12 protein-coding genes are annotated in these 11,690 nt (G+C 46.7%); 10 read left to right on the plus strand and 2 right to left on the minus strand.

Features of this window, described 5'->3' with window-relative positions; translation table 11 throughout:
* Nucleotides 1–376 precede the first annotated feature (376 nt).
* The 6 genes from MHI52_RS02955 to MHI52_RS02980 all read left to right on the plus strand — a co-directional run bounded on the left by MHI52_RS02955 (nucleotide 377) and on the right by MHI52_RS02980 (nucleotide 5,626).
* Nucleotides 377–481, plus strand: a complete 105-nt coding sequence (locus tag MHI52_RS02955; RefSeq protein ID WP_017690880.1) for a hypothetical protein — start codon at nucleotides 377–379, stop codon at nucleotides 479–481.
* Nucleotides 482–524: 43 nt separating this feature from the next.
* Complete coding sequence (locus MHI52_RS02960) at nucleotides 525–632, plus strand: hypothetical protein (protein ID WP_017690879.1); 108 nt, start codon at nucleotides 525–527, stop codon at nucleotides 630–632.
* Nucleotides 633–895: 263 nt separating this feature from the next.
* Entirely contained in the window at nucleotides 896–1,207 is a 312-nt protein-coding gene (locus MHI52_RS02965; protein WP_017690878.1) for a hypothetical protein, read from the plus strand.
* Between the two features lie 1,139 nt (nucleotides 1,208–2,346).
* The gene (locus MHI52_RS02970; RefSeq protein WP_036607374.1) at nucleotides 2,347–2,943 is read left to right on the plus strand and encodes an RNA polymerase sigma factor; all 597 of its coding nucleotides are present in this window, start codon (nucleotides 2,347–2,349) and stop codon (nucleotides 2,941–2,943) included.
* On the plus strand, nucleotides 2,940–3,923 hold the full coding sequence (locus MHI52_RS02975) for an anti-sigma factor domain-containing protein (protein WP_405158415.1): 984 nt from the start codon (nucleotides 2,940–2,942) through the stop codon (nucleotides 3,921–3,923). Before MHI52_RS02970 ends, MHI52_RS02975 begins: the two co-directional genes overlap by 4 nt.
* Nucleotides 3,924–4,114: 191 nt before the next feature.
* Nucleotides 4,115–5,626 (plus strand): HD domain-containing phosphohydrolase, encoded by a 1,512-nt coding sequence (locus MHI52_RS02980; protein ID WP_405158416.1) that lies wholly within the window; start codon nucleotides 4,115–4,117, stop codon nucleotides 5,624–5,626.
* A 4-nt stretch (nucleotides 5,627–5,630) separates the two neighbouring features.
* Here the strand turns inward: MHI52_RS02980 and MHI52_RS02985 are convergent, their stop codons facing one another.
* Nucleotides 5,631–6,284, minus strand: a complete 654-nt coding sequence (locus tag MHI52_RS02985) for a phosphatase PAP2 family protein (protein WP_036607365.1) — start codon at nucleotides 6,282–6,284, stop codon at nucleotides 5,631–5,633.
* A gap of 240 nt (nucleotides 6,285–6,524) precedes the next feature.
* Here MHI52_RS02985 and MHI52_RS02990 point away from each other — a divergent pair, with 240 nt between their 5' ends.
* The 4 genes from MHI52_RS02990 (at nucleotide 6,525) to MHI52_RS03005 (ending at nucleotide 10,622) form a co-directional block, all read left to right on the plus strand.
* On the plus strand, nucleotides 6,525–7,940 hold the full coding sequence (locus MHI52_RS02990; RefSeq protein ID WP_338707671.1) for an ATP-binding protein: 1,416 nt from the start codon (nucleotides 6,525–6,527) through the stop codon (nucleotides 7,938–7,940).
* Nucleotides 7,941–8,148: 208 nt separating this feature from the next.
* Nucleotides 8,149–9,306: an MFS transporter gene (locus MHI52_RS02995; RefSeq protein ID WP_235193865.1), complete on the plus strand. Its 1,158-nt coding sequence runs from the start codon at nucleotides 8,149–8,151 to the stop codon at nucleotides 9,304–9,306.
* A 106-nt stretch (nucleotides 9,307–9,412) separates the two neighbouring features.
* Nucleotides 9,413–10,099: an oxidoreductase gene (locus MHI52_RS03000; protein WP_127551152.1), complete on the plus strand. Its 687-nt coding sequence runs from the start codon at nucleotides 9,413–9,415 to the stop codon at nucleotides 10,097–10,099.
* A gap of 148 nt (nucleotides 10,100–10,247) precedes the next feature.
* Nucleotides 10,248–10,622 carry a RidA family protein gene (locus MHI52_RS03005; protein ID WP_127551150.1) on the plus strand — a complete coding sequence of 125 codons (375 nt, stop codon included), beginning with the start codon at nucleotides 10,248–10,250 and terminating at the stop codon, nucleotides 10,620–10,622.
* 117 nt (nucleotides 10,623–10,739) lie between these two features.
* Here the strand turns inward: MHI52_RS03005 and MHI52_RS03010 are convergent, their stop codons facing one another.
* On the minus strand, nucleotides 10,740–11,498 hold the full coding sequence (locus MHI52_RS03010; protein WP_017690869.1) for a tryptophan-rich sensory protein: 759 nt from the start codon (nucleotides 11,496–11,498) through the stop codon (nucleotides 10,740–10,742).
* Nucleotides 11,499–11,690 lie beyond the last annotated feature (192 nt).

Consider the following 11,690-nt stretch of genomic DNA (forward strand, 5'->3'; position numbering starts at 1 on the left):
GGATAATCTAGTTTAGGTGGTGAGGATAGAAACTCCTTTCTACTTTATTAGTAAAATAATAACATAAATAAATATTTCAGTATTCATAATTACTAAAAAGGTAATTTATCTGTATTTAACAAGTTAAAAGCTAATAATATACCGTATGGGTATCCATTTTGAACGATAGTACATACATTGGGCTGATATAACCGTGGGATTTATTTATGACTTAAACATATATGAACATAACATTCCGACTTAAGAACTAACCCTTTATGTAGGTGAAATTAACGAATAGTCGGTAAAAAAACAGCCCATTTTTCGACCTGAGCCCGGTCCCATGTGTGATTGGTGCATATAGTGAACTGTACCTCAAATCAAAGGAGGGGTTTACATGAGTGGAGTAGTAGGTGGATACGGCGGCGCATGGACATCGACTGGCGCGATCTTGGTTCTCTTTATCTTGTTGGTCATCATCTCTAAAGCATTCTTGATCTAATAAACCGCTTGGACCCTAATATATTTGTAAAGGAGGGTTCTGCATGAGCAACGTAGTTGAAGGCGTAGGATACGGCGGCTGGACATCGACTGGAGCAATCCTGGTTCTGTTCATTCTTCTCGTAATCATCACTAAATCTTTCTGGGTATAATATGGCGAGCTCTGCCGGGCAACCGGTGGGGTTTTTTTTCTAGAGGACAAGCATGGTGGAGAGCCAGGCATATAAGATAGCTTGTGGTTGAACGGAAGAATTGGTGGAATTCAAGAAAAGGAAGGATGGCGTATGCTTCGAAAATGGGGAAGGTACCTCATGGCTAAACGCCCATTTTGTCAAAATGAGGGCAATAGCCCGGTCCAGAGGTAGGCTGAATACATAGCTTAGGGGTGTAGGCAAATGTTAAGGAGGAATGAACAATGAGCGAAGTAAAACCGAATTCACCGAACGGACAGGGACACGTATACGGACATATGGGAGGTTATGAGCATATGCAAGGATACCAATACACAGGTCATGAAATGCATGGGTATGGATATGGTTGTGGAACAATGCCAATGGGATATGGCTATGGATACGGACACCATGCCAATCAGGCTCCAATGATGCATGGTTATCAACAGGGTTGTGGAGTATCCTATGGTCATGGCGGCGGAAGCTGGGGTTCCATGGGTACGATCCTCGTACTGTTCATCTTGCTGGTCATCATCTCCAAAACGATGTTTATCTAAGGATTTGTGAGTGCAAGGAGACTTTGCTGATCGTGGACCGTTGCGATAGGTGCTCCAAATAAACTCCGAGTTTGAGTTCCAAGTTGGGGCATAACGTACCTATGATTCAGAGCGGGACAGCGTAGGATTTCATCCTGCGGTGTCCCTTGTTATTTAGAAGTGAAGGAGCGTGGGGATTACTTTCTTTAACGAACTCCACAGACGCTATTCCATGCATTTTTGCCATTTCAAAAGTTTAACGAATCGTAGACGTCTTATTATCTGAACCTGGGCATGTTTGGAGCCTATATTCATGAAGTGACATGGATTAACGTGGCTGAGATTCGTTAGATTTTACATAGCACAGAAATCCCCAATATAAGGTGTGCAGGATTCGTTAGCGTCTGGTGAGTGTAAACATTTGCTTTATAAGCCGGGGTTATTTGCACAATTGGAAAAGTAAGAAGTAAGAAGTAAGAAGTAAGAAGTAAGAAGTAAGGAAGGAAGTATCCAGGAGTGTAGCCAGTGGGAGAACGAAAAAGTTTTAAAAGCAGAGCCGAATTTATCTGGTTAGTCTGATAAGTGAAAGGAAGACTTTTCTCAGTGGTGGGGGCGATTGTCTGTAGATGTTACTAAATTGGATATGTAGACATGGATAAACACCCGGAACCCAATTCCGGGTGCTTTGTGTATGTTTTCAATCTTCTCAAGAATAAGTGATATCCAAAACAACAAAAGCCCTACCTCTCTTTTGTCCTTGCGGCTCCGATGACCGCGCCAGTGTGAATGGGAACATCTTGTGAAACTCTGTACTACCGGGTTATTGTGATTCAGGTTCTTCAATCTTCATAGGTTAATTGTGCTTATAGTTCGCTGCGGTCGCAGCATGAAGAAAATATTCCGGGGTTTAAAGAAGACAGAAATCATATGAGGTTGTTTAATACAACTCTTATAGTATACCACAGGTTGTAATTTTTTGCAATAAAAAGGAAAGCGCGACCAGAGCAGCATGTTTTCGGACTGTTTTTAAGTTGGAAAGTGAAAGGTTAGTTTGAAAAGATACAGAAAATTTTTCAAACTATTTCTTCATAGGGGTAATCCTCTTCAAAAGATTCTGCGTAGGTTATAATAAGAGGGAAGAAACAGAAAGGGGCCCTCGCATGACTGAATCGATGGAGGACAGCAGGTTAATGCGGCAGATCGCGGAACGTGATGCCTCCGCACTGGAGCTTTTATATGACCGTTATGAGCGAGCGGTGTATTCTTTTGCCTACCGGATCGTTGGTGATCCCATGACGGCAGAAGAGACCGTTCAGGAACTTTTTATGCGGGTCTGGAATAATGCCGAACGTTACGATGCCTCACAGGGGAAGCTGACCACATGGATGTTTGCGATTACGCGTAACATTGCAGTGGACATGCTGAGGCGGAAATCAAAAGGGGCAGCGACTACTTCAGTTGAACACGAGACACTGGCGGCCTATGCCGATGAACATACGAACACGGAAGAAGAAGTGCAGCGTAAATGGGAAGGTACCCGGATTAAAGAGGCGTTGTCCCAATTAAACGGTGATCAGCAACAAGTTATAGAATCGATTTATTATGCGGGATTAACCCAGCAGGAAGTATCCAGCCGATTCGGGATTCCGCTGGGTACAGTAAAGAGCCGTGTCAGGCTTGCCATGCGACAGCTCCAAAAGTTGCTGGCCGATGCTGAATTGCATCCGGACGCGGGAAGGGAGGGCATACATCCATGATAGAACGACATGAGGAGTGGTCTGATCTGGCACCGATGTATGTGCTGGGCGGACTGGAAGCAGAGGAAGTGGCGGCGTTTGAAGCGCATATGGCAACTTGCGAACCTTGCCGCCAGGAGGTAAGGGAATTGCAGGAAGTGACTGGCTTCCTGCCACTTGCGGCGGAACCTGTAGCACCGCCGCAAGGCATGCGAGCACGTGTGCTGGGCAACGTGCTCGGACATGTGCAGGAGAGCGCCGAGGCGAAGCCAGCGGCTGCTCCTGCAGAGCCTGAAGCACCCGTGGTGCTTCAGGAGGATCTTGCGCCGCAGCACAAACGTGCGGCGCAGCCCGGGCCAGGCTTGCCGCCGGTAACGGTGGTGCCTGCGGCCCGGGTGGAAGAGGCTGCCCAGGCACAGCCATGGCAGCCACAAGCGCGCGCGCGTGCGCGCAGCAGCAGCGCCTGGCGCATAGCCAGTGCCGGCCTTGCGGCCGCGGCACTGTTACTGGGCGTGTACACGGCGCAGCTGCGGAGCCAGATCGACTCGCTGACGCAGCAAGCGGCGGGCTCGTCGGCTACGCAAGAGCAACTGGTGCAGGCACAGGCGCAGAATGCACAGCTGCAAGAGCAGCTGGCATCAGCTCTGAAGCCCGCACAGGGCATGCAGACTGGCGAGGCAGTGAAGCTGAATCCTGCAACGCAGGACATTGTAGCTCAGGGTCTCGCAACCATCGTTATTGACAGCAAAGGCACTCACCTGGTTGTGCAGGCTGAGAACCTGCCGAACCTGGAAGGCAACGAGGCTTTTCAGGTCTGGTTGATCAAAGGAGATACCCCTCAGAATGCGGGTACTTTCCTTAGTCGTGACGGAACGGGAGCGGTATATTACACATTGGATTCGGCCAACGACTATGATACGGTTGCCATCACGCTTGAACCAGATGCAATGGGAGATGAGCCGCGCGGTACGATGATTCTGGCTGCCAAGATTAAAGGATAAATATAGGATATATCACCAAAGGCTGCTCCGTCGTGGAGCAGCCTTTTTGTGTTTTCCAGTTCTGATGCTCATCCATTGGATTTTATTAATTTTTTTAGTTGGAGCAACCGATAAACAAATAGAAGGCAATACCCTTAATCTCCCTGTGTCTCAAGGGAGAACTGGTTGCACATAGAGAGTGAGGGGTTCAGTTGGAAGCATACCGTTCATTTATCTTTCGCCTAATACGCAATTATCTGATCGGTTCACTGGCAGCTGTTTTTGTTGTCGGTACAGTAGTTATGGTATCTACTCTGCAAATACCCAATATTCAATTTGTTCGACTCATCTTCATTGTACTGATTTCACTCTTGTTCATGCTGGTTGCAGAATTAATTACGCTGTGGGTACAGCTTGGCCCCATAAGACAATTTTTCACTTCCGAGCATCACGAGAGAGACGAATTGAACCACATGTATGAGAAAATTCATCGTTTCCCGGGACAGACCATATATCGGATCATGGGTCCGCACATGCTTGGCTTCTCACTTCCGGCAGCCGGATTAACAATATGGATGATATCCACAGGGTGGCTTGAATTTCCTTACTTCTATACTGTCGTGGCCGCTGCGTGTGCCTTTCTGATTGCCATCATGCATGCGCTGATAGAGTATTACCTAACGGTGCGGGCGATTAGACCCCTGTTACTTGAGATTCGACATCGAGGTAAAGTCCAATACGGGATGGAACCTTCACTGGGAGGGCGAATCCTGGTATCGATCCAGCGTAAATTTCAGCTAAGTACGGCACTGATTGGCTTATTTCCTCTATTTCTATTTTTCCTGGCTACATATATCAGACTTCAGTATATGGACAGTGAATTTGCGAAAGAGTACATACTGTGGGGAATTCTCATCGTTGTTCTGGGCGCGGGGTTTGCGCTGGTGGGAAGTTGGCTGTTGATTCGTGATGTTCGTGATCCAGTTGCTGAACTGACGCATGAGATGAACCGAATTCAGGGGGGAGATCTTGGCAGACGAGCCCCGGATCTATATGCGGATGAGTTTTCGGCACTGATCTCCGGCTTTAATATGATGATTAATCGGCTGGAGATGAGACAGGAGCGCAATCGACAGCTGTTGCAAAGTTATTTTTCTACGCTGGCTGCTGCTTTAGACGCCCGAGATAAGTACACGGCAGGACATTCCATGCGTGTGGCAGAGTATTCGCTGATGATTGGTAAGCTGAGCGGAATGAGTGAGGAACAGGCGGATTTATTGTACAAATCAGCCCTGCTCCATGATATCGGGAAAATCGGCATACCTGATGAGGTGTTGCTGAAGGATGGAAAACTAAGCGATGAGGAATTCGCGATTATTCGTACACATCCCGTGCAGGGAGAGAGTATTCTGCTCCAGATAGAACCCATTGATGCCATGGCTGACTTTCTGCCTGGTGTACGATCTCACCATGAGAGATATGATGGCAAAGGGTATCCGGATGGGATGGCAGGCGATGAGATTCCGCTATTTGGCCGCATCATTGCGGTAGCGGATGCCTTTGATGCCATGACGTCTGATCGACCATACCGGAATGGGATGAGTCATGAGAAAGCGCTAACGATTTTGGAAGAAGGAAAAGGGACCCAATGGGACCCCTATTTTGCAGGTTTGTTTATTGATGAATGGAGACGACAACAGCATCTTCAGAAACCATCGAAGTGAGGGATCAGCTGATCCCCTCTGTCCACTTCGATTCTTTTCTGCGTCTCCGGTGAAGAGCGAGGCCTGTTATGATGGTGAGAACACACTCGCCGAGTATGACCGCACCCAAGGCGTCATAGATCACATGTTGTTTGATCATTAGCGTGGATACTATAATAGTTGCTGCCCCGGCGGCGACCAAAATCTTGATGGGTTTGCGGATACTTGGAACCGAGAGAACAGCACGCATAACCAGATAAGAGTGAAGAGAATGAATACTTGGAAAACAATTATAAGGACGATCCTGGCTATAGAGCCATCCGAGAACAGATGCTCCCAGGCCAGTACCCGTCAGTTCCGGGCGCGGTACCATGGTCTGAAAGTTGAAGTAGATCAGATAACATATCCAGACACAGATATTCATGGATAACAAGACGCGGTAATACGTCAGGCGATCCTTGGCACACAGGTAAGCGAGCACACCGAATACAAACGGGTACCAGCCCAAATATGGAATGGACATGCCAGGCACGTAGGGAATGATCCGGTCGAGCGGCGAATCAAGCACTACGAACCCGCGTTCTGGACTATTAAGAATATCATAGAAGAGCCCCATGACGGCCAAAGACAGCATTAAACTCAATGACAGCCAATAGGATTTGCTTTTTAACAATTGCACAACACCTTACTCCTTTCATTCATGCTCCCTAGGAGCATGACCCCAGCAAATAACTAATTCAAATTTAAACAACAATATATTCTACTACGACCAGCGCACAAATTGAATCCTGATTTGTGTATTTTTGTGTATTTTTTTGACGAAGAAGGAATGCCGAAGCTTCAATGGGCATGATATGATAGAGACACATACGGACGAAGGCACTTTGGCCAGTAAAGTCGGTACAACAGGAGTGAGTGAATGCAATTTTCAAAAATGTTCGTATTGAATATGGGGATGCTTATTACCATTGCATATCTTGCCAGTGTGTTCTATAAATATGTCGTAATACGTACTTCTTCCCGAGTGAAGCAGATCAGTTCCGTGCTTGTCCTTATTTTTGCAGGTTGGATCAGTACGGTTTTTGGGTTTCAACTCACCGATGAAGTGGTCTTTGATCTTCGATATGTTCCTTTAATTGTTGCCGTTCTAACGTATAGACAACCCTATAGCGTAATCATCGTGGGTATTGGAATTGGGCTGTCGAGGCTGACTTTTGGCATCACGGATGCTACATTGGCGGCAGTACTTAACATGTCTATTTTGGGCGTGATATGTGCAGGTCTGAATATATGGATGAGACGCAGCAACTACAGGCTGATTATTAAAGGAATCCTTGTTACAGTTATCGTCAATGTGGTCAATAGTGTAAACATTGCTATCGTTGGTGTGATCCCGGCTACATACTTCTTTTCACATATTATGCCTTATACACTCCCTACAGGCATTTTGCTGAGCCTTATTTTTGCATTTATTTTACGTGATTTTCAGAATGAACAGAATCGAATTTTGTTGATCCAGAGTACAAACCGGCTTTTATCTGTGCAAAAGGAAGAGTTACAGAAAGCCCAGATTGTACTGGAGGATCGAGCGAAACAATTGATGATTGCCTCACAGTACAAATCCGAATTTCTCGCCAATATGTCCCATGAACTGCGTACACCACTGAACAGTGTCATTAACTTTGCCCAGATGATCAGCGAGAATGCCGACACGATGGATCAGGAGGATATTATACGTTTTGCCAATATGATCGACCACTCCGGGCAGGAACTGCTTACGCTCATTAACGATATTCTGGATCTTTCCAAAGTAGAAGCGGGGCGGCTGGATATTGTACTGGAGGATATCAGTGTCGCACAACTTACAGAAGATGCCATGAGCCACTTTCAGCTTGTTGCCGAGAAAAAAGGTATTCAGTTGGTTCTGGACAAAAAACCGGGACTGCCCGAGACGCTCTGGTCTGATCCCCAGCGGGTTCAACAGATTTTGCGGAATCTGATGTCCAATGCCATCAAGTTCACTCACCGGGGGAAGGTCACGCTGACCGTAAGCACCAAGCAGATTAAGAATGCAGGTATTCAGAATCGATGGCTTATTTTCTCCGTTCAGGATACAGGCATTGGTATTTCGGAGGACAAGCATCATTCCATATTTGAAGCATTTCAACAGGCTGACGGGTCGATTAGTCGAAAATTTGGCGGTACCGGACTAGGCCTGTCGATCAGTCGGGATTTAGCGAGATTACTGGGGGGATCGATTGAACTTGAGAGCACTGAAGGTAAAGGAAGCACCTTCTATCTCTATCTCCCGTTGGACCGTGAAAAAATGAGTTGACAACCTTCGCGCCGTGAGTAGAATTTGGGATGACAACTAGCATCGACCGGCTTTTGAGACCCGGTCTAAGGAGTGTATCCCCATACAGAAGACGGTCAACGTTAACCCTCCCCCGTTAGCAAGCAAACCACGGCGCAAGGGTTCGACACAACGCACGAATTTATCGATTGCAACATGGGAGGGTGTACCGGCAATTATTTTACAGACCTTGCTGGGAGGCCCATTTTTAACCGGATTTCTGCTGTACCTTGGGGCCGGGTCGAGACATATCGGCTTTGTGCTCGCGATTACCACGTTTGTGAACATTGCCCAGATCGGAGCAGCTTACTGGATGCAGCGTATTCGTAGCCGTAAACGCATGCTTCTGTTATTTGTGGGCACACATCGCATCTTGTGGAGTGCAACGGGACTGATCCCGTTTATATTCCCCAAAGAGTGGTGGGTAAGCGTATATATTGGCGTGTATACGGTTGCTTTTATATCAAATACCATCGGCGGTATGATCTGGACTTCACTAATTGGCGATATCGTACCTGCCAAGGTGAGAGGGCGTTATTTTGGAATTCGAAATACGATTCTGAATGCTCTTGGAAGCGTATGCTTATTTGCAGGCGGTATTGTTTTGGACCGTTACCCTGGAGAAATGGGCTTTCTGATCCTGTTTATTCCGGTGTGGATCTGTGCTATTGCCAATACAGTCATCTATTTTTTCTATCCGGACGTTCCCTTTGAACGTTCTACCGAAAAGGTTTTCTGGCGCATGTTCATCAAGCCGTTCCAGGATCGTTCTTTCCTGAAAGCAACGCTGTTCCTGGCTTCATGGTTATTGATCCAGACCTTGATTGTTCCGCTTTATTCCTATGTTATGCTCGATTTATTGAACATCAATTATCAGACGGTATCCCTGATCACGGTAGTCCAGACGCTGGTTATGATGGCTGGTTTCTATGTTTGGGGCAATCTGAATGCCAGATTCAGTAACAAAACCCTCCTATTTTGGACATTGCCAGTCATTGCACTCTCCTGTTTGTCGTGGGGTTTAATGTCGTTCATGCCCGTATTGATCGCACTATTTCTATCTCATATTTTCCTTGGGATCGGGGTAGGTGGATTCAACCAGTTGGCATTTAACTTTACGATTGGAGACACACCCAAAAGTGAAAGACCGATGTTTGTCGCGGTGTATTCGGCTCTGACCGGAGTCACTTCGTTTCTTGGGCCGTTGTTGGGAGGCTGGTTGTATGAAAAGATGGAAACCTGGTCCGATGCGCTGGCCTGGATCTCAGCCTATGGATTTCAAATGGGGGTTGGTGTCGTGATGCTGATTCTGACATTTACCCTTGGACGTCGTGTACTGTTAAAATAGATATTGAATATTTACACGGGCACTTCGATGACAGAACAACCTTGTAAATATTTAGATTGATCATATGTATCTGGTATGACTTCAAAAAAGATGGCGAAGTGGAGGGATGTATTTGAATCGTCTCGAACGGAAAGCCATGGTGATTGGAGCCACGGGGCTTGTAGGTGAATTACTGGTTCATAGTCTGCTGGAGCACCCAGCATACAGCTTGGTTCGCGTTCTGGTTAGACGTCCGCTTGAGCTGCAACATCCCAAACTGGAACAGCATGTGGTGGACTGGGAACAGCTGGAGAGCCAAGATCACTTATTCGATGGAATCGATGACCTGTACTGTTGTTTGGGGACAACGATCAAAAAAGCAGGTAGTCAGGACAATTTCCGTCAGGTAGATTATCATTACCCGGTTCGTGCAGCTACGATTGCGAAGCAACATGGTATATCACAGATGCTGGTGATCTCCTCCATGGGAGCGAGTGCAGATTCCCGGGTCTTTTACAGTCGAACCAAAGGGGAAATGGAGGATGCATTGTCCGATATCGGTTTTCCGTCATTGCATATCTTCCGCCCTTCCTTAATTCTGGGAGATCGAAACGAGAAGCGGTTTGGTGAGCAGATGGCTGCCTATGCCATGAAGTTTCTGGATCGCTGGATGAAAGGCAGAGCGGACAAATACCGGGCGGTCCACGCCGCAACTATTGCACAGGCCATGACCAATATTGCGCTGGTGCAAGCCAAGGGAAACCATGTGTATTCAAATGAAGTCATTCATGTCCTTGGTGTGGACGGGGGCTAAGAAACCTTTGAACGAGCTGTTTACTTCATGTGGCTAGTGAGGAGCGTTTCTCGCTTGAGGTAGATCGTGGTATAATAGGCAACAAAAATGAGTTCGAACCCTGACTCCATGCGGCAGCAGGATAACGAACACAAAGGAGAACTCGTCCATGAAAAAACCAATCTCTACCGATCATGCGCCAGGCGCCATTGGTCCATACAGTCAAGCCGTTGATGCAGGCGATTTCATCTACACTTCCGGACAGCTTGGTCTGAATCCTCAAACGGGAGAGTTCGGCGCAGATGTACAGGAGCAGACACGTCTGTCTTTGAGCAATGTGAAGGCTATCCTTGAAGCAGCAGGTACAAGTATGGATAAAATCGTGAAAACGACGGTGTTCCTGAAGGACATGAACGACTTCGTTCCTGTGAATGAAGTGTATAGCACGTTCTTTGAACAGCCTTATCCTGCACGCAGTGCAGTGGAAGTTGCTCGTTTACCAAAAGATGCACTGGTGGAGATTGAAGTTATTGCCCTGAAATAGGACAACCTTATTCGTTCTTTTATACATAAACAGCCGATTTCAGGTCGAAGACCAGAATCGGCTGTTTGCGTTACGTTTTTTTCGTTATATTTAAGCGTTATATATGATGGAAACTACTCAATCGCGATCTTGATTCCGGGCGAAGAACAGCCATACCGCATAGATGGCCAGTACGATCGCAATGATGATTGCCGTATAATATACGGAAGTGACATCCTTTTGTTTAAGTGCAATGGCGATATACGCCCATGTGAATACAAGTGGGTATATGCTATCGCGATAACGGAAACTAACGAGGACAGCCAGCACCATACCGACAATCAGCATAATGATCGTCCAGGTTGGTTCGCTGATACCAAAACCATCCCAGCCAATTTTATATAACAGTACAGCTGCATTGACAATCGTTGCCACGCTAATCCATCCGAGATAGATGCTGAATGGCAGCTTCACAAGCCAGATCTCAGCAGTGGTTGGAACCGTAATGGTACGTGTTTTTACATACAGCATGATCAGGCACAATAGAAGCAGTACAATAATCAGTAAAGCGAGACCGGTCTGCAAGTTTTGAAAAGCAAAAATCCAGGCTACGTTGAAGGCACAGCTTGCCAGAAACCAATACCCGAGACGGGTAATCGAATCCCTTTTCCAGGAAGCGGGCACGAACTGATAGATCACAAACCCTGCTAACAGCAAGTAGATCAGACCCCATATAGAGAAGGCATAGCCAGAAGGTGTGAGCAGCACAGGGTACATATCCGATACTTCTTTATTGGTCTTGCCTCCGATCGGCAGAGCGTTGGAGAGGTAGTTCACGATAATTACAGCGATAAAACCAATGGCGTTTAACCACTTGTACGGATTGTTACGTGACATTGTGTTTCCTCCTTGGTTTAACGATTGAATGAACCACGGGTCAGTCTACAATGAATATACCCAGTTCTTGCACATTCTAATAACAGCCGCAAAAAATTCACAAGTTGATCCTTCAGATCCTTGTGCTCTGCCGCTTATGTTGGAACGGCACTCTGTCCCAATGTACGCGAAACGAAGCAGAAATATGTCCAT

The sequence above is a fragment of the Paenibacillus sp. FSL H8-0283 genome (assembly GCF_045040675.1).
Lineage (GTDB): Bacteria > Bacillota > Bacilli > Paenibacillales > Paenibacillaceae > Paenibacillus > Paenibacillus amylolyticus.